At 29.8% G+C, this 17,719-nt stretch carries 19 protein-coding genes; 12 read left to right on the top strand and 7 right to left on the bottom strand.

Features of this window, described 5'->3' with window-relative positions; all coding sequences use genetic code 11:
• Positions 1-25: 25 nt before the first annotated feature.
• Positions 26-175: an LPXTG cell wall anchor domain-containing protein gene (locus BR82_RS17945; protein WP_205618763.1), complete on the top strand. Its 150-nt coding sequence runs from the start codon at positions 26-28 to the stop codon at positions 173-175.
• Positions 176-351: 176 nt separating this feature from the next.
• Positions 352-864: a DUF6618 family protein gene (locus BR82_RS0111630; protein ID WP_147590251.1), complete on the top strand. Its 513-nt coding sequence runs from the start codon at positions 352-354 to the stop codon at positions 862-864.
• On the opposite strand, the gene BR82_RS0111625 is transcribed toward BR82_RS0111630, so the two are convergent.
• Complete coding sequence (locus BR82_RS0111625) at positions 851-1,798, bottom strand: IS3 family transposase (RefSeq protein ID WP_027090328.1); 948 nt, start codon at positions 1,796-1,798, stop codon at positions 851-853. The two genes, BR82_RS0111630 and BR82_RS0111625, sit on opposite strands and share 14 nt — an antisense overlap.
• Positions 1,756-2,199, bottom strand: a complete 444-nt coding sequence (locus tag BR82_RS15775; protein ID WP_034864877.1) for an HTH domain-containing protein — start codon at positions 2,197-2,199, stop codon at positions 1,756-1,758. The genes BR82_RS0111625 and BR82_RS15775 overlap by 43 nt, the downstream gene beginning before the upstream one ends.
• Positions 2,200-2,439: 240 nt before the next feature.
• Here BR82_RS15775 and BR82_RS0111615 point away from each other — a divergent pair, with 240 nt between their 5' ends.
• From BR82_RS0111615 to BR82_RS0111595, 5 genes are all read left to right on the top strand, one after another.
• Positions 2,440-3,228, top strand: a complete 789-nt coding sequence (locus BR82_RS0111615; protein ID WP_027090327.1) for a PHP domain-containing protein — start codon at positions 2,440-2,442, stop codon at positions 3,226-3,228.
• A 149-nt stretch (positions 3,229-3,377) separates the two neighbouring features.
• The gene (locus BR82_RS0111610; protein ID WP_027090326.1) at positions 3,378-5,042 is read left to right on the top strand and encodes an AAA family ATPase; all 1,665 of its coding nucleotides are present in this window, start codon (positions 3,378-3,380) and stop codon (positions 5,040-5,042) included.
• Positions 5,043-5,265: 223 nt separating this feature from the next.
• Positions 5,266-6,351: a 3-phosphoserine/phosphohydroxythreonine transaminase gene (gene serC, locus BR82_RS0111605; RefSeq protein ID WP_027090325.1), complete on the top strand. Its 1,086-nt coding sequence runs from the start codon at positions 5,266-5,268 to the stop codon at positions 6,349-6,351.
• Positions 6,352-6,361: 10 nt separating this feature from the next.
• The gene (locus tag BR82_RS0111600) at positions 6,362-7,528 is read left to right on the top strand and encodes a phosphoglycerate dehydrogenase (protein WP_027090324.1); all 1,167 of its coding nucleotides are present in this window, start codon (positions 6,362-6,364) and stop codon (positions 7,526-7,528) included.
• Positions 7,529-7,649: 121 nt separating this feature from the next.
• Positions 7,650-9,080, top strand: a complete 1,431-nt coding sequence (locus tag BR82_RS0111595) for a polysaccharide deacetylase (protein WP_027090323.1) — start codon at positions 7,650-7,652, stop codon at positions 9,078-9,080.
• Positions 9,081-9,099: 19 nt separating this feature from the next.
• Here BR82_RS0111595 and BR82_RS0111590 read toward each other — a convergent pair whose 3' ends face one another.
• The 4 genes from BR82_RS0111590 to BR82_RS0111575 form a co-directional block, all read right to left on the bottom strand.
• Positions 9,100-9,897: a polysaccharide deacetylase family protein gene (locus BR82_RS0111590; RefSeq protein ID WP_027090322.1), complete on the bottom strand. Its 798-nt coding sequence runs from the start codon at positions 9,895-9,897 to the stop codon at positions 9,100-9,102.
• A gap of 398 nt (positions 9,898-10,295) precedes the next feature.
• The gene (locus tag BR82_RS0111585; protein ID WP_027090321.1) at positions 10,296-10,808 is read right to left on the bottom strand and encodes a biotin transporter BioY; all 513 of its coding nucleotides are present in this window, start codon (positions 10,806-10,808) and stop codon (positions 10,296-10,298) included.
• A 34-nt stretch (positions 10,809-10,842) separates the two neighbouring features.
• Complete coding sequence (locus BR82_RS0111580; protein WP_027090320.1) at positions 10,843-12,120, bottom strand: patatin-like phospholipase family protein; 1,278 nt, start codon at positions 12,118-12,120, stop codon at positions 10,843-10,845.
• 54 nt (positions 12,121-12,174) lie between these two features.
• Entirely contained in the window at positions 12,175-13,371 is a 1,197-nt protein-coding gene (locus tag BR82_RS0111575; protein WP_027090319.1) for an aminotransferase-like domain-containing protein, read from the bottom strand.
• Positions 13,372-13,676: 305 nt separating this feature from the next.
• Here BR82_RS0111575 and BR82_RS0111570 point away from each other — a divergent pair, with 305 nt between their 5' ends.
• Positions 13,677-14,051 carry a RidA family protein gene (locus BR82_RS0111570; protein WP_027090318.1) on the top strand — a complete coding sequence of 125 codons (375 nt, stop codon included), beginning with the start codon at positions 13,677-13,679 and terminating at the stop codon, positions 14,049-14,051.
• Positions 14,052-14,085: 34 nt separating this feature from the next.
• Here BR82_RS0111570 and BR82_RS0111565 read toward each other — a convergent pair whose 3' ends face one another.
• Positions 14,086-14,928: an undecaprenyl-diphosphate phosphatase gene (locus BR82_RS0111565; protein WP_027090317.1), complete on the bottom strand. Its 843-nt coding sequence runs from the start codon at positions 14,926-14,928 to the stop codon at positions 14,086-14,088.
• Between the two features lie 95 nt (positions 14,929-15,023).
• On the opposite strand from BR82_RS0111565, the gene BR82_RS0111560 reads away from it, so the two are divergent.
• The 4 genes from BR82_RS0111560 to BR82_RS0111545 all read left to right on the top strand — a co-directional run bounded on the left by BR82_RS0111560 (position 15,024) and on the right by BR82_RS0111545 (position 17,471).
• Positions 15,024-15,602, top strand: a complete 579-nt coding sequence (locus tag BR82_RS0111560) for a hypothetical protein (protein WP_027090316.1) — start codon at positions 15,024-15,026, stop codon at positions 15,600-15,602.
• Between the two features lie 80 nt (positions 15,603-15,682).
• Positions 15,683-16,381, top strand: coding sequence for an ABC transporter ATP-binding protein (locus tag BR82_RS0111555; RefSeq protein ID WP_027090315.1), 699 nt, complete (start codon positions 15,683-15,685; stop codon positions 16,379-16,381).
• Entirely contained in the window at positions 16,375-17,103 is a 729-nt protein-coding gene (locus BR82_RS0111550) for a hypothetical protein (protein ID WP_027090314.1), read from the top strand. The genes BR82_RS0111555 and BR82_RS0111550 overlap by 7 nt, the downstream gene beginning before the upstream one ends.
• A gap of 8 nt (positions 17,104-17,111) precedes the next feature.
• Entirely contained in the window at positions 17,112-17,471 is a 360-nt protein-coding gene (locus tag BR82_RS0111545; RefSeq protein WP_027090313.1) for a GntR family transcriptional regulator, read from the top strand.
• Positions 17,472-17,719: the final 248 nt, after the last annotated feature.

Raw genomic sequence — 17,719 nt, 5'->3', positions numbered from 1 at the left:
AGCCAATGATGCTTTAACAAAAGCAATCGAAGGGTTAGAAAGTACATCAGTTGTAAAATCAGGTGATACAACAAGTGTTGCTACTGGTGATGATGTAAACACTCTTTATTCTCTTTCAGGTATGATAATTGCTGCAATCTTCTTATATGTAAATAAAAAAAGAGAAATTAATTAGTATTTGATTTTCTTTAATAAAGAAATTAAAAGAGAAATTTGGTTATTAAAGTGTACCCCATGTCAAGGACAATTAAATAAAAAGGTATATTTTTAATGAAAAATATTTTATATGATTGTGTCAAGGAGGAATGACACAGTCTTAAGCCACTGGTCAAGATCAGTGGCTTTGTGTCTATGGTGATTATGTATATTTTTAATGATTCTAAAAAATTTAAACTTGTTTGTGTTAAGTATGACAACTGCATTGAATTTGAGGTTTGCAGAAATGGAAATGTTATTAATGGAATCCTTTCTAAAGGAATTTATTATAATTGGATTGCTTTCCCTTCACTTAACATTTCCTGTCAGCTTGCTGATTTTTCGGATTCTTTTTGGAATGGCGAACAGCTTTTCAATATTTTCCACAATGATTTTGATGTATCAACTGTTCTTATGACCATCAATGAGCTTAAAGGGCTTTTCGATTTGGATCATCAATCTTACACTGATGGTCACAAGTTCATGTCCGTCCGCGAATATATCTTTTGGCTTGAAAATCAATGCGAGATCTTATCTTGTCAGATGATTGATATGCAGACCCGTTTTGAATCTCTGCTTGATATCGATCTTGAAGAAGAACTCTCAGATGAAAGAAACCAATACCACGATATGATGCGTTTTCAATATGATGATACTATTTTTGAATAGTATCATTTTTTATGTCTATTGGATATATATCTGTTAACCAGTACTGATAATATTCTGAAGGCGACAGTTTTGCCAGATCCCACTGATACCTTTCATTATTATAATAATCCATATAATCATCTATAACAGCAGTAAGCTCATCAAAAGTCCTGCAGCTGCTTATGTCTATTTCATCCTTCATATGACCAAAGAAAGATTCTTGTGGTGCATTATCCCAACAGTTTCCCCTTCTTGACATTGACTGCCTTAGTCCTTTGTCCTTGAGTATCTTTTGAAACTCTATGCTGGTGTAATGACTGCCTTGGTCGCTATGGCATATCGTCTCCTTTGTTTTTATTGTCGCTCCGTGCTTTTCAAATAGTTGTTTTACAGTTATTAATACAAAATCAACCTCCAGTGAATCACTGACAACATATGATAGTATTTCATTAGTGAATGCATCTTTCATGACTGACAGATATGCCTTTCTTCTTTCTTTGCCATAAAAAAGATATGTAATATCAGTTAATATAATCATTCTTGGTTCCTGTATGAAATCGCGATTAACAATGTTAGGGACAATATTATTTGTTTTTATTGCTTTTGCCATTCTTCTATATGGATTGGCTTTTCTTATCCTGCAGAAAAGTCCGTATTTCTTCATGAGTCTCCTTATTTTCTTGATATTCATTCTTATTCCCATATGCAACAGAGTCATGTGGATACTTCTTGCCCCTTTATCGTATCCTCTGTACTGATATGCCTGCAATATGAGATTAAAATCTTCTTTGTCCTGCTGTTCTTTCTGCTGCCGTTTATTGTGGCTGTTTTTCCAGTTGTAGAACCCGCTTCTGGAAACTTCTGCTATTTCACATAATTTGGTTATGTTGAGAAGATTATTATCCCGAGAAATCATTTCTTCAATAATTTTGTATTTTTCTTCTGCTGTTTCCAATAGGATTCCCTCTCCGCTAATCTTATTTTTTTTAGAAATTCGATTTCCTGTTTTTGATAAGCAATCTTATGTTCGAGATAAGCAATCTTTTCTTCAGGAGACATTTCCCTTGTCTTAGGGCGACCGGCATTATGTTTTCTAGTATCTTCAAATCCTTCTAAGCGTTCTGCTTCCTTCTTTATTCGTTGGACAATATTACTTATACGTCTTGGTCCAAGAATATGTGGATCAATATCAAAGGAAGAAAGTATGGAAGAAGGAGATTCACCCTGTGAATAGCGGGACCAGAATTCTATTTTAAACTTTTGAGAATATTTAATGCTTTTGTGAGATATCTTTTCGATATATGGATTATCCTTGAGTATTTTAATTTGTTCATCAGTAAAATAGTTTACGCCCATTTTCAATCAATCCTTTCATCAAATAATTATAAGCAAAATAAAAGACCCTGTAAAACAGAGTCAGTTAAATATTCTGTATCAACACTTTAGACTGATACCTTTTTATTTAACTGTCCATTTTACAGGGTACAGTTTATATACCGATATTTCTCTTTTATTGTTATAAGATTTTTATTATTTTACTGTACTATTTATATTTTTTTGCATATAATCAAATAAAAAGATTAGGGGGTAATAAAAATGATCGATGGTCATATGCATTTAGAATACGGGGAATTAAGCAGGGAATATGTGTTACAGTTTGTTGAAGCTGCTCAAAAGAAAGGATTAACTAAAATCCAAATTTTGGATCATACACATCGTTTTATTGAATTTGAACCTATTTATGCTGAATTAAAAGAAGAACCGTTACAAAAGAAATGGTTAGAAAATAAAGCAATGAAATTTAAAGATAGTTTAGATGATTATGATAATTTAATCAAGGAAATGAAGGTAATGGAGCTGCCAATTGAAGTTTCTTTCGGTTTAGAAGTATGTTATGTACCTAAACACGAAGATTATATTAGAAGTGTTTTAGAAAAGCATCATTATGATTTTGTAGTGGGGGCAATTCATTCGATTGATGGTAAATTATATGATATGAATTTTTCTAAAGATATTTTATGGGATAAATATGACGTTAATGATATTTACAAAAGATACTATGATTTAATTTTTTCATTAGTTAAATCTGATTTATTTTCACAATTAGCACATCCGGATACTATTAAAATGTTTAATTATTATCCTACTTATGATTTACTGCCAACATATCATCAGCTAGCTGATTTATTGGTAGAACATCATGTTATCGCTGAAAATAACACCGGATGTTATTATCGTTATAATCATCATGATATGGGGTTAAGTGATGAATTATTAAAAATTTTTAAGGATCATGGAGTAGCGATGATAACAGCTAGTGATGCTCATCATCCTGAACATGTGGGATCAAATATTGCGGATATTTATGAAAAAACAATGATGTAAGATTTTGAATTTATTCAAAGTCTTTTTCATTTTAATAAGAAATTTATAATCTTTTTAACCCGTTATTCAAGTGTTAAATCACTATATCAATTCATTGCTTATCTTAAATTAATAATGGTATAATAGAAAATATGAGAAAGGGTGATATGATGAAGACAATCAGTACCGGAACAGAAAATTTTAAAGAGTTTATTGATCATAATTATTATTATGTCGATAAGAGTGATTTTATTGAATCAGCATTAAGTGATAAAGTTGTCTTGTTTACAAGGCCAAGAAGATTTGGCAAGACTTTAAATATGAGTATGTTGCAGTATTTTTTATCAATAAAAGAAAAAGATAATGCTTATTTATTTAACGGTTTAAATATCACCAAAAACCAGGAAATCATGAAATATCAAAATAAATACCCTGTTATTTTTATGACTTTCAAAGATATGAAAAATAATACTTTTAATAGACAACTATCAGTATTTAGTATTTTAATTAGAGATCTTATTGATGCCAATCAAGAATTATTATCAAGTTGCCAAATTAGTGAATTTAATAAAGAAATTTTAAAAGAATATTATCAGGGTGTAGAAGATGAAATTAAATTACAAAACGCTCTTAAGTTTATTTGTACATGTATGAAACAACATTATGATCAAAAGGTCATTATTTTGATAGATGAATATGATGTGCCATTGCAAAGTGCATATCTTCATAACTATTATGATGAAATGACTAATTTTATGGGTGGAGTGTTAAGTTCGGTTTTAAAAACTAATGATTCACTGGAAAAAGGGATATTGACAGGATGTTTAAAGACAGCTAAAGAGAGTATTTTTACGGGACTTAATAATTTTATAGTTTATTCTATTTTTAATAAGGGAAAGACAAGTAGACATTTTGGTTTTACACAGTCAGAGATAGATGAATTATTAAGATATTATCATCTTGAAAAATATCAGGATAAAATAAAGGAATGGTATGATGGATATTTATTTGGTAATGTAAATATTTATAACCCCTGGAGTACCCTTAATTATGTAAGACAAATCATCCAGGAGCAGGATGATATGATGGCTTCATACTGGGCAAATACAAGCGGAAATGATATAGTTTATAATTATATAAAAAAGGGAAATGAGGTTTTAAAAAAGGAATTTGAAGAACTGGTTCAGGGTGGAAGTGTTTTAAAAACGATCAAACCAGAACTGACATATCGAGAAATGGAAGATATACATAATATCTATAGTTTTTTATTGTTTACAGGATATTTAAAGATCAAGGAACGAGTATATGATGATAAGCAGGAAATCAAGTTGAACCAGTATGAATTAGAGATACCTAATAAAGAAGTTAAAGTTATATATGAAAATCAGTTTCAAAGTTATTTTGAAGAATATACGCAAAATAAAAAAGATGAATTAGTAGAGGCACTGCGAAATGAAGAAGTGAATAAAGCAAATGAACTGTTAAATGATATATTGAATCATGCAGTAAGTTTTTATGATAATTATGAAGCCTTTTATCATGGATTTATGATAGGGCTGTTAAGTGGATATCAGGTTTATTCAAATCGAGAAAGTGGTAATGGGCGTTTTGATATTGGAATCAAGCCAGAAACGATCTTGAAGGCATATGTAGTAATAGAATGTAAAAAGGCAGATAAGTTATCTTCATTAGTACAAGTTAGTCAAGAGGCAGCAAAGCAGATCATTGATAGAAGGTATCTTGAAGGGATAAAGAATGAGGGATATTTGAAAGTAAAGGGTTATGGGATATCGTTTTATGAGAAAAACTGCTGGATCAGTATGGTGGAAGGATGAGATTTCATCCTTTTTGTTTATTATGATGCTTAAATTTTATTTGAGGTGGGTCATTATCTTATAATTAGAGCATATAGTGGAGTGATGTTTTTAATAATTGGTTAGTAAATTGTTTAAATTTGGATAATTTTAGGTTAATTGTATACAATTTTGTAAAAATGGCTTTACAAATAAGATTGTATACAATATAATAAATACATTACAAGAAAGGAAAGGTATTTATATGACTGAAAAAAGAGTATTTAATTTTTCTGCAGGTCCTTCAATGTTGCCTGTGCCAGTTTTAGAAAAAGCGGCTAAACAAATGTTGAACTATGAAAATAGTGGGATGAGTGTAATGGAGATGAGTCATAGATCCTCTTCCTACTTAGACATTTTTGAAAAAACAAAGGGATTATTAAAAAAAGTTATGAATATCCCTGATGATTACAAAATCGTGTTTATCCAGGGGGGAGCTACACAACAGTTTTCGATGGTACCATTAAATTTATTAAAGAATGGGAAAGCTGATTATATTATTACAGGTGCTTTTAGTAAAAAAGCAGCAGCTGAAGCTAAAAAGTATGGTGAAATCAATATTGCTTATGATGGTAGTGTTGATAATTTTAAACATATTCCAACTCAAGATGAGTTAAAATTAGATCCCGAGGCTTCTTATGTGCATTTATGTGCAAACAATACAATTTATGGAACGGAATGGAAATATATTCCAGAAACAAATGAAGTACCTATTATTGCCGATATGTCTTCTAACATTCTATCAAAACCAGTTGATGTATCTAAATATGGAATGATTTATGCTGGAGCACAAAAAAATATGGGAATAGCTGGTCTTGGTGTAGCAATTATTAAAGAAGAATTGTTACAAAAAGTAGCACCAACAACACCAGTATTATTAGATTATAAATTAATGATTGAAAATGATTCAATGTATAACACACCACCTGCTTATGCAATTTATGTTTTAGGTCTAGTATTAGAATGGATCGATAATTTAGGTGGTTTAGAAGTAATGCAGGAAAGAAATATCAAAAAAGCTAAGCTATTATATGATTATCTTGATGGTAGTGATTTTTATATTTGTCATAGTGATAAAGATAATCGTTCTTTGATGAATGTTACATTTACAACACCTAATAAAGATCTAGATGCTAAATTTGTTAAAGAAAGCATTGAAGCGGGAATGACTAATTTAAAAGGACATCGTTCAGTTGGGGGAATTAGAGCATCAATCTATAATGCTATGCCAATTGAAGGGGTTGAAAAATTAATTGCCTTTATGAAAGATTTTGAAGCGGCAAATAAATAGGAGAAACATTATGTATAACATAAAATTATTAAATAAAATATCTACAGTAGGTTTAGATAAATTTGATGAAAACTATAATTATAGTGAAGATGTAAAAGATGAAGATGCAATCTTAGTTCGTTCTGCTTCATTACACGAATATGATTTTGGTGAAAATTTAAAAGCAATTGCTAGAGCTGGGGCTGGGGTAAATAATATTCCGATTGATAAGTGTAGTGAAAATGGAATCGTTGTTTTTAATACGCCAGGGGCTAATGCTAATGCGGTTAAAGAATTAGTATTATGTGCGTTATTTTTATCATCACGTAAAATCGTTGAAAGTATTCGTTGGGTCGATACTTTAAAAGATGACCAAAATATTGCAAAAACAGCTGAAAAAGGTAAAAGTAACTTTGTAGGTCCGGAAATTGAAGGAAAAACACTAGGAGTTATCGGGCTAGGAGCAATTGGTGTCAATGTTGCAAATGCAGCAATCAAGCTAGGAATGAAAGTTAAAGGCTATGATCCATATATTGGTGTAAATGCGGCCTGGGCATTGTCTAAACATGCTAAACAAGCTGTCTCTTTAGAAGAAATTTATCAAGAATGTGATTATATTACGATTCATATTCCAAGTAATGCTGAAACTAAAGGTTTCTTAAATCAAGAAGCTTTTGCACAAATGAAAGATGGTGTAAGAATCTTGAACTTTGCTCGTGGTGATTTAGTTAATAATAATGATTTATTAGCTAATGTTGCTAGTGGGAAAGTTGGTAAATATATTAGTGATTTTGCAGCTCCAGAATTAATTGGACAGGAGAATATTATTATTTTACCACATTTAGGTGCTAGTACACCGGAATCTGAAGATAATTGTGCTAAGATGGCAGTTGAAGAAATTCGGGAATATTTAGAAAATGGAAATATTATTAATTCTGTTAATTTTCCTGGTGTAAATCAAGCTCGGGTTTCTAAGACTAGATTATGTATAATTAATAAGAATGTGCCAAATATTTTGGCTAATATTTCTAAATTATTTGCGGATCATAATTTAAATATTGAAAATATGGTTAATCGTTCACGTGGTGAATATGCATATACTTTGATTGATACAAATGATATGGTTCGTCAAGATATTATTGAACGGATCGAATCTGCAAAAGGAATTATTAATGTAAGAGTAATCGTTAAGGAGTAACTTAAATGTTACTTCTTTTTTTATTTGAAATATAATAATATTCTTAATTTGTTTTAATAAGTATAAAAGTTGTTTACTTTTGTTGAATCTTGTACTATAACAATATGAGAAGGTGAGGTAAATGAAGGGGATTAGATTGAAAAATATCTCTATAAAAGGAAAATTATTAATTACTGGGATACTGTTTATTTTTATTATGGTGGGAATTATTGGTTATTTTTTAACAAGATGTCCAATCGTTTTTAAAGAAGAAAATGTTAAAATTGAGATCAATGATAGTTTTGATGCTATGAAAAATATTTTAGATGTTAGAAATGGAAATATTGATGATGTTAAAGTAAATACTAAAAAAGTTGATTATCATAAGTTAGGTGAATATTCAATTATCTATACTTATAAAAATAAAAATTATACTGTGTCAGTTGAAGTTGTTGATACTAAAAAGCCAAAGTTTGATATCGTTGATTTAGATATTGATGTTGGTATGACTGTTGATCCTAAAAGTATGGTTCAAAATGTTGAAGATGCTACTAAAACAAAAGTGAAATTTAAAAAAGATTATAAGTTTGATCAGGAAGGTGAAAAAACAGTCGTTGTCCAAGTTATTGATGCAGCTGGCAATATTAGTGAAAAGAAGGGAAAAGTTAAATTAGTACTCGATAAAACAAAGCCAGAGATCAGTGGTACTGATGAATTAGTGGTTGTTGAAGGGGGAAAAGTTGATTATGAAGAAGGAATCAGTGTCAGCGATAATCGTGATCCAAGTCCTAAATTAGACATTGATAGTTCTAAAGTGAATCTTGATAAGATCGGAACTTATAAGGTTACATATAGCGCTACTGATCGTTCTGGAAATAAGGCCCAAATAGAACGGAAAATTAAAGTGATTGAAAAGAAAAATATTGGTACTGTAGATCAAAGTGAAGAAAAAATTGTTTATTTAACTTTTGATGATGGACCATCAGCTAATACGCAAAAAATCTTAGAGATACTAGATTGTTATAATATAAAGGCTACATTTTTTGTAACCGGAACAAACCAAAATTATAATTACTTAATAAAAGAAGCGTATGATAAAGGTCATACGATTGGTTTACATACTTACAGTCATGATTATCAAACAGTCTATTCTTCAGTTGCAGGATATTTTGATGATTTGATAAAGGTAGGAAATATGGTCAAAGATTTGATTGGTTTTACTCCTAAATACATTCGCTTTCCTGGCGGGTCTTCAAATACTGTATCTCGTAAATACACACCAGGAATTATGACAACCTTATCTAAAGAAGTTATAAATAGAGGATATCAGTACTATGACTGGAATGGCGATTCAACCGATGCTTCTGGTAATAATGTTCTTGTTAGTAAGTTGATTGCTAATGCGACTTCAAGTAAATCTAATAATATTAATATTCTTTGTCATGATACTAATGCTAAATCAACAACGGTTCAGGCCTTACCGGCTATTATTGAAAATTATTTAGCACGAGGCTATCGGTTTGAAGCTATTAATGATAATTCATTCGTACCCCATCAGGGAATAAATAATTAAAAGCTGCTTAAAGCAGCTTTTATTGAATGATCCATTTGAAATAAAACATCGGCATGCCACTAAACATTAAATATCTTGGTAAAAGATATTGATTATCATTGGTAGTCATATTACGATTTTGATTATAGCCAAAGGCTAAAGCAACATTATGCTTTTTTAAAACAGTGATAATATTTTGACAAGTTGCACCATAGGGAAAAGCAAAGTATTTGTCACTGACAATATTTTTATTTAAATTAAAATCTTCATCGATTTGTTTTAAAGAAAGAGTATTGATTTTTTTTGTGCATTTATTTTTATGATGAAGATTATAGGAATGAGAATAAAATTCGACATATTCATCATTGATCAAATCACTCTTTTTTAAATACTGATGTTTGGCAGGATCGTTATTGTTTTTAATAGTGGTTTTATAGCCGATTACAAAACATGTTGCTTTTAAATTATATTTTTCTAAAATAGGTTTAACAACAGTTTTAAAATTCAACAAACCATCATCAAAAGTCAAAGCAACAGCTTTTTTTGGTAATTTATGATTTCCATGATAATAAGCTTCTACTTCTTCCATAGTCAAAGTTTGAAAGTTGTTTTTAGCTAGATAAGCCATTTGAGCTTCAAAATCTGATTTTGCCATATAATATATATAATTACTAAAATATGTATTTTTAGTATCGTCATCTATAACGCCATGATAACCTAGGATCGGTAAACCATCTATATTCAAATAATGAACAGCTATATCTTTTCCAATCCAGATCATACCAATGAGCAAATAACTGCAAAGGATAAAAATAAACATTCGTTTGATTGCTTTCATATTGCCTCCTTTAAAGCATTGTACGAAATCGCACCTACGGTACTCTTTCGTACAATAGGTGTGAAACTAACGTTTTCTTGCACGAAAATCTTGCGATTTCGTACAATCAAACTAATGCGTCCTTTGCATCGCATGTGCGAATATATGATATTCTCCATGCAAAGCACGCATTAGTTTCACACCTATTATAACAAAATTAACCATTATTCTGGTATTTTTTAATAATATTTAAATGAATTTTTTTTACATTTATTGTCTATACTTACTAATGTAGTCAGAAATAATAATATAGTTTTTCATTCCTTTCTCTTAATAATTATCGACTACAAATGATATCCTTTTCCCCGATATCTATATAAAAAACTAGCAGTCGTCCCAGCTGCTAGTTTTTTTTGTTGTTACAACTTGATTTTATTTGATAATAGTGTCGCAATAATTATTTTAATGATATCTCCAGGAATAAATGGAATTACACACATCATCAACGATGGAAAAAGAGTATTCTTGGTAAGAAAAATAAACCAGATAGTTCCAATTAAATAACAAATACCGGTTCCAATAAGCATAGCAATTACTTTTAAAATATTTGAAGATCTTTTATTAGCGATCAAACTAATTACAAAGGCCATTATTGGAAAACTAAAAATATAACCGCCGGTAGGACCTAAAAGCGAACTTAAGCCACCACCAAAACCAGAAAAAACCGGTAGACCAATAGCTCCAGCTAAAACATATACAAGACTAACACAAAAAGCTAATTTAGGTTTTAAGATACACGACGCCAAATAGATTCCTAATGTTTGTAATGTGATGGGGACTAAACTAGGTAGATCGATTTTAATTTGGGCTAATAGCGAAATAATGCAAACGAACATCGAACAATATAACATGTTTTTTACTTTTAAGTTCAAACTAATCACCCCCAAATGAGTTTAACAAATATCTTTATTTTATACAAGAAAAAAGCAGGGCAATCAAATATTCGTTTAAAAATAAATTATTAATTAAATTTGGTTCAATTTTTTCATGATTCTTCAATAAATGATAAAAAATACAAATAGCATCTTTACTACTTAATTTCTTTATTGAAGTAAGAATATCTTTTAATGAAAAATCTCTAAAACTATTTTCGAATAAAGGATAACGAGAATGATAGTCTTTAGAAAATGTATTAAATATTTCTAAATAAGTATTATTAAAATCATAAATTATATCACTTTGATAATGATAATATTCCATTGCAATTTCCACACCACGAATAAAATAGTCACTAAGTTCCAGCTTATGAAGATAAATATCTGCTTTCAATAAATCTGTTAAAGGACGATTAGAATTAAAAATAGATTTATTAATAATACTTTTATTAACAGCATCTTCAAAATTTATGATTGACCAGTAAAAGCGGTTTAAAATCTCTAAATCAATACTAGCATGATGAAAATTAAAACGATAACCCATCAATTTATTAAATGTTTTTAAGGTATCATAGTAGCCTAGTTTGATCCGCCAATCAAGAAGATTACGATTAAAATCTAAAAAACCGCCTAAATCATAGCTAGGACGAATCAATGTAATGTAGGGGCGATCAATATAATATTCGTGATTAGCTTCTTTAGAGAGTTCAATGGCAATGATCTTATCTGCTTTCATTTTTAAAGCTAATGAGATCGGTAGATTATCATAGTAACCGCCATCAATGTAACCCTGTTTTTTTATATGATGAACAGGAAAAGCGGGAAAACAGGAAGCAGAAGCAATAGCGAATTCTACAGGTTCGTTTGACTGCATTTTTTGTTTTGTGATTTCTACAGGTGAAAGACTAGGATATTTTACAGTAACGATTCCATAATCAATTTTACTGTTAAAAAACTTTTTATCATTATAATAAGAATGGATCAGTTTTTTTAAAGGGGTGATGTCAGCCCCTTTTTCGTCAAGATATGATTTAAAGAAAGGTTTAATTAAATTTGTTTGCGAAATCATCGATTCAAAAGAAAAATCAAGATTTATCGGATCTTTTAAAACATTACTGATGTTTATTTTATCCCATAATTGATATAAAGACTCGTAATCTTGCTGAACGACCAGCAAGGCATTTAATGCTCCAATAGATGTACCAGTAACGATATCGAATTCATAGTTCATTTCTTGCAAGGCTTTGATACAACCGGCTTGATAGGCGCCTTTTGCACCACCGCCAGCTAATACTAATGCTTGTTTCATTAAATATCACCTCTATTAAATTATACGTAAAATAAGATGAAATGTCCTAAAAAATTAGTTTTTAGGACATATTTCATAAGTTAATGCGCCTAATTTACGAATACCTGTTTCAATTTGTGCCATTGAAGCACTAGTAAATGATAAACGAATACCAGACATTTTTCTGTTTTTATCAACAGCAAAAGTATCTTGCGATACAATGGCAATATGCATTGCTAAAGCTTTTTCAAAGAATAATTTTGTATCTGCATATTCTGGTAATTCAAACCAAATGAACATTCCCCCATCAGGGGCAGTAAATTTAACATCAGGATGAAATGTTTTTTTCATCATTTCAATCATAAATGAACTTTTTTTACCATATACATTTTGTAGATGTTTTAAGTGCAGATCAATATCAACAGTTTCAAAAAAACGCGTGATTACATATTGAGACCAATTTGTTGCCGCCCCGCCACTAGTTCCTTTTAAGATATCGAAATGAGCAATGATATCTTTATGAGCAGTAATACTTCCTAAACGGATACCTGGAGAGATAATCTTTGATAAACTTGCAAAATAAACCACGATACCTTTATTATCGATTGCTTTAAAAGTTGGAATATCTTCGCCTTTAAAACGTAAAGCACCATATGGATTATCTTCTAAGATAATGATGCCATATTTTACACATAAGTCATAGATTGCCTGTCTTTTCTTTAATGAAGTAGTAATACATGTGGGATTTTGGAAGGTGGGAATAATATATAATAACTTAGGTGCTGGTTTAGTTTGCATAGCTTTTTCTAATGCATTTAAATCCATTCCATCATCTTGTAATGGAACTCCGATCAATTTAGCTTCATTACTTAAAAAGCCGTTTAATGCTCCAACAAAAGTAGGGTCTTCAACAATAATACTATCACCAGGATTTAAAAATACTTTTGCTGCCATTTCTAAGCCTTCACCAGAGCCGGAAGTGACTGTAATATCGTCATTTTCTTTGACAATATATTCCTGGCGATTCAAAAATTTTTTGAGAGCTTCTTTTAAAGCGGGTAAAGCCGGTTTTCTAGCGTATTGTAAAATAGGATAAATGTTTTCTTGTAAAACTTCAGCCGAGATTCTTTTAATTTCTTCAGTGGGAAAAGCATCATTATCAGGAAAGCCAGGTGAAAAATTGATCATATCCGGACCGGCGGCTTTTTCTAAAACTGCTCTAATTCCACTAGGAGTAATGTGATCGAATCGGGAAGAAAAATTATATTTCATAGTTACACTCCTCGTATAATTGATTTTCTCTATATTACACCTATTTTAGGTTAGGGGTCAAGGATTTATCATGATGATAAAAATAAAACTGTTAAATTAATAAAAATTTGTTATAATAGGTGTGAAACTAATGCGTGCTTTGCATGGAGAATATCATATATTCGCACATGCGATGCAAAGGACGCATTAGTTTGATTGTACGAAATCGCAAGATTTTCGTGCAAGAAAACGTTAGTTTCACACCTATTGTACGAAAGAGTACCGTAGGTGCGATTTCGTACAATAAAAGCGAGGAGGATTTTAAGATGAAAAAAGTAGTTAAAACTGATCAAGCACCTGGAGCTATAGGGCCTTATAGCCAGGGAATTAATATTGGTGATTTATATTTCTTTTCGGGACAAATTCCATTGGATCCAGTTACAGGAATTATGCCTGAAGGAATCGAAGCACAGGCACATCAGGCATTAAAAAACGTTAAAGGATTATTAGAAAGTCAGGGATTAGATTTTTCTAATGTTGTTAAAACAACAGTATTTTTAGATAACATGGATGATTTTGTTACTGTAAATGATATTTATGCTACTTATTTTGTAGAGCCGTTTCCAGCACGTAGTGCTGTAGAAGTAGCTAAACTTCCTAAAGGAGCATTAATCGAAGTCGAAGTTATTGCAACTAAATAATTAAAAAATGATATGTTATATGACATATCATTTTTTATAAAAATAAAACTGTGATTATCCCCATGAACAAACAATATCGCGAGAAAACAATTAATTTTCTTTTTTCTAATAATCTAAATAATAAATGAATTGAAAGATAGGTTACAAGCATACTGATTATAAAAGCAATTAAATATGGTAACCATAAAGTTTGTAAAGTACTAGAAGTGATAAAATCTTTAAATTTGAGAATAATTGCTCCGATACTTACAGGCATAAACATGAAAAAAGAAAAATCACGGGCTGCTTTTTGCGATAGACCGCCTAACATTCCGCCAGTTAGTGTTGAACCGCTGCGTGAAATACCAGGGAGTAAGGCAAATAATTGAAATATTCCCATTCTTATGGCATCAAACAAATTTATGTTTTTAGCTGAACGTTTGCCTTTATAACCAAATTTATGTATTAATAATAAAAATATTGCGGTTATAAGTAACATACAGCCGACTAGTTTAGAATCAGAAAAAGCGGCTTCGATTTTATCATTAAATAAATATCCTCCAATAGCAGCAGGAATCGTAGCAATAATTAATAGGATACAGTAACGAAAATCTTTTATATAATAATTTCTTTGGTCTTTTTTTTGAATGTAGCCAAAAAAAGCTGTGAATAATGTTTTGATATCTTGGCGATAATAATACATGATGGCAAATAGTGAACCAGTATTAACGATAACTTCAAAAGTTATATCATTCATTTGGGGTAAGATCAGGCCTAATTTATTAAAAATACTTTTAAAAATGACCAAGTGTCCACTGCTGGAAATAGGAATTGGTTCACTAAATCCTTGAATTGCTCCAAGTAAACCATAAATAATAATATTTTTGATTAGTTCCATGTTTTCACCTCGGCAAATATTATAACTTAATTAAAAATAAAAATATACTAAAACATGATTTATTAAGTTAAACATATAATTATATGGGAGGATATATGAAAGATATAATTGTTAATTGGGTCAAAGAAGATGAAGAATTATTAGAGCCATACGAGTGGGATGAGGATGATGATTTAGAAATCATTTCTGTTGTAGAAGCTTATTTAGTTAATAAAAAAACATTGCATGATTTTATTTATGGCTGCATTAATTTATTTGATGAAAAATATTTTAATAGTATTTTTATTGTTGGTGATGGTAAGTATAGTGTCGTTGTTGAGATAAACAGTGCTGGTAAACTTGTTTATCGTTCATTGCCGATGATCAATCAGCGGACTTTAATAAATGAGTATTTAAAAACGCAGTCATTAACAGTATTTAGTTATCATATGTATGATGAGGGGCTGATAAAAGAATATGGTTTAACGAGAAATGAGCGAATAAAAAAACAGTATGTAGAAAATATGATCGATCAATTGTATGTTGAAGATTATGAAAAGTTTTTAGATCTTTGTAAACAATTGGAGATCAAAGATGAAAAAAGCATTGGGATGTATTTGCGTTTAAAGAAAAAGTTAGAGAAAGGGTATTCTTTTATTCATGAATTATTGTATAACGAGTTTGTTAAAAGATAGAGTAATAGCTCTATCTTTTATTGACAATAATTTAATATTGTGTTACTGTATTATTGTATTAATACAGAAAGGGGATAACGATGGAAGAATTATTAAAAATTGATAATGTTAGTAAGAAGTATGAACATTTTAAGGCTTTAGATAATGTTTCATTGACATTATCTAAAGGAAAAATAATTGGTTTGTTAGGACCTAACGGTTCTGGTAAGACAACTTTAATCAAAATCATCAATGGTCTATTAAAAGAATATGATGGCGAGATTTTAGTTGATGGTAATAAAATTGGTGAAAAATCAAGAAAAATAATTTCTTATTTACCAGATGAAAATTATTTTCAAGATTGGATGTATGTAAGAGATGTATTAGGAATTTTTAGTGATTTATATGAAGATTTTGATAAAGAAAACTGCTTATCTTTAATGAATCGTTTTAAATTAGATAAAAATATGAAGATAAAGGCGATGTCAAAGGGAATGAAAGAAAAGTTTCAATTATCTTTAGTGATGTCGCGAAAAGCTAAAATATATATTTTAGATGAGCCGATCGCGGGAGTAGATCCAGCAGCTAGAGAAGTGATCTTAGATGTGATTTTAAATAATTATGAAACTGATTCACTAGTATTGATATCAACACACTTAATTAGTGATCTAGAAACAATTTTTGATGAAGTAATCTTTTTAAAAGAAGGAAAAGTTGTTCTACACCAGGAAACTGAAGAATTAAGAACTCAAAGAAAGCAATCAATCGATGAAGCGTTCAGGGAGGTATTTAGATGTTAAAATTATTAAAATATGAGATCATTCAGTCATATCGACAATATTTATTAACTTTTGCTATTTTCTTGATCATGTGTATTTTAATACCTTGGATGCCAGATTTTATTAGCGGGATATTATTGACATTACTCATTATTGCATTTATGGGAATTTCAATTGCGGTTAATGTAAATGTGATTTTAAATTTTAATCGTTCAATGTATAAAAGACCCGGATATTTAACTTTAACTTTACCTGTTAGTACTAATAAACTAATTGCCGCAAAATATTTGGGAAGCTTGATCTGGGTTTTTGTAAGTTATTTAGTTTTATTGCTGGGATTTATGATCTTGATTTTTTTGGTTGGTGATATTAGTTTTACGGAGCTGCTTAGAAGTGGAAATGTTGTCATTGAGATAATGGGTGAAAATATTGGTGACTTTGTTTTGTATTTGATTAACTTTTTTGCAGGTATTAGTGCTATGATCTTATCTTTCTTCTTTGTAATTACACTTACGAAAACAAAATATATTCCTAAATATAAAACAGTATTGGGAATTGTAATTTATGTATTAGGGTTTATTATAATTGCTAATATTTTTACTTTAAGTCCTATCAGTAATTTTATTAGTAGTTTAACTTCTAGACAGAATATTATTTTTGAAATCATTATCATCGGTATATTTGCAGTGATTTTATATTTTTTGACAGTATATTTGATTGATCATAAAATTGAAGTAGAGTAGGTGATTAAATGAAATATGATTTTGATCCTAATTTACCAATTTATATTCAAGTAATGGATGAAATCAAAAAAAAGATTTTTAATGGATATTACGGTTCTGGTGCCAAGATTGATTCAGTTAGGGAATTGGCGTTAGAATATAGTGTTAATCCTAATACGATTCAAAAAGCTTTAAGTGAACTTGAACGTGAAAATTTGTTGTACAGTAAAAGGTCGATGGGACGATTTGTTAGTGAAAATGAGGAATTAATTAAAAAAATGAAATTAGAAATTATTAATGAAAAAGTGAAAATATTTATTGAGGAAATGTGTGAATTAGGATATGATAAAAATGATATAATAAATTATAAACTTAAACAAATTTTATAACCAAATAAAAAAAAGGATTCTAAATTATCCAACATTGGATAAAAATGTAATCCAGTAAAAAAATTTGAATTAAGTTTCATTGTACTAAAACGTATGTAATTCTTATGATGGCTTTTTTTTGCACAGATTACTTTTTTGATATAAAAATTTATATTATTTTAGTAATTACTGTTATTCTTGTGAGCATTTAATGGTAAAATAGGCATGGTGGCCCCCTCCCCAAAAGAAAGCAATATTCTGTTGAGTCA

Source organism: Thomasclavelia saccharogumia DSM 17460, from assembly GCF_000686665.1.
Classification (GTDB): domain Bacteria; phylum Bacillota_I; class Bacilli_A; order Erysipelotrichales; family Coprobacillaceae; genus Thomasclavelia; species Thomasclavelia saccharogumia.
Note: the sequence above shows the minus strand (reverse complement) of the source record. Positions and strands in the feature narration are given on the sequence as shown.

Bases quoted from the DNA above. Each gene is read 5' to 3' on its own strand.
- BR82_RS0111595 (WP_027090323.1), top strand. From the start codon at position 7,650: ATGAAGGGGATTAGATTGAAAAATATCTCTATAAAAGGAAAATTATTA.
- BR82_RS0111560 (WP_027090316.1), top strand. From the start codon at position 15,024: ATGAAAGATATAATTGTTAATTGGGTCAAAGAAGATGAAGAATTATTA.
- BR82_RS0111555 (WP_027090315.1), top strand. From the start codon at position 15,683: ATGGAAGAATTATTAAAAATTGATAATGTTAGTAAGAAGTATGAACAT.
- BR82_RS0111615 (WP_027090327.1), top strand. From the start codon at position 2,440: ATGATCGATGGTCATATGCATTTAGAATACGGGGAATTAAGCAGGGAA.
- BR82_RS0111600 (WP_027090324.1), top strand. From the start codon at position 6,362: ATGTATAACATAAAATTATTAAATAAAATATCTACAGTAGGTTTAGAT.
- BR82_RS0111630 (WP_147590251.1), top strand. From the start codon at position 352: ATGGTGATTATGTATATTTTTAATGATTCTAAAAAATTTAAACTTGTT.
- BR82_RS0111550 (WP_027090314.1), top strand. From the start codon at position 16,375: ATGTTAAAATTATTAAAATATGAGATCATTCAGTCATATCGACAATAT.
- BR82_RS0111565 (WP_027090317.1), bottom strand. From the start codon at position 14,928: ATGGAACTAATCAAAAATATTATTATTTATGGTTTACTTGGAGCAATT.
- BR82_RS0111580 (WP_027090320.1), bottom strand. From the start codon at position 12,120: ATGAAACAAGCATTAGTATTAGCTGGCGGTGGTGCAAAAGGCGCCTAT.
- BR82_RS0111570 (WP_027090318.1), top strand. From the start codon at position 13,677: ATGAAAAAAGTAGTTAAAACTGATCAAGCACCTGGAGCTATAGGGCCT.
- BR82_RS15775 (WP_034864877.1), bottom strand. From the start codon at position 2,199: ATGGGCGTAAACTATTTTACTGATGAACAAATTAAAATACTCAAGGAT.
- BR82_RS0111610 (WP_027090326.1), top strand. From the start codon at position 3,378: ATGAAGACAATCAGTACCGGAACAGAAAATTTTAAAGAGTTTATTGAT.
- serC (WP_027090325.1), top strand. From the start codon at position 5,266: ATGACTGAAAAAAGAGTATTTAATTTTTCTGCAGGTCCTTCAATGTTG.
- BR82_RS0111545 (WP_027090313.1), top strand. From the start codon at position 17,112: ATGAAATATGATTTTGATCCTAATTTACCAATTTATATTCAAGTAATG.
- BR82_RS0111590 (WP_027090322.1), bottom strand. From the start codon at position 9,897: ATGAAAGCAATCAAACGAATGTTTATTTTTATCCTTTGCAGTTATTTG.
- BR82_RS0111575 (WP_027090319.1), bottom strand. From the start codon at position 13,371: ATGAAATATAATTTTTCTTCCCGATTCGATCACATTACTCCTAGTGGA.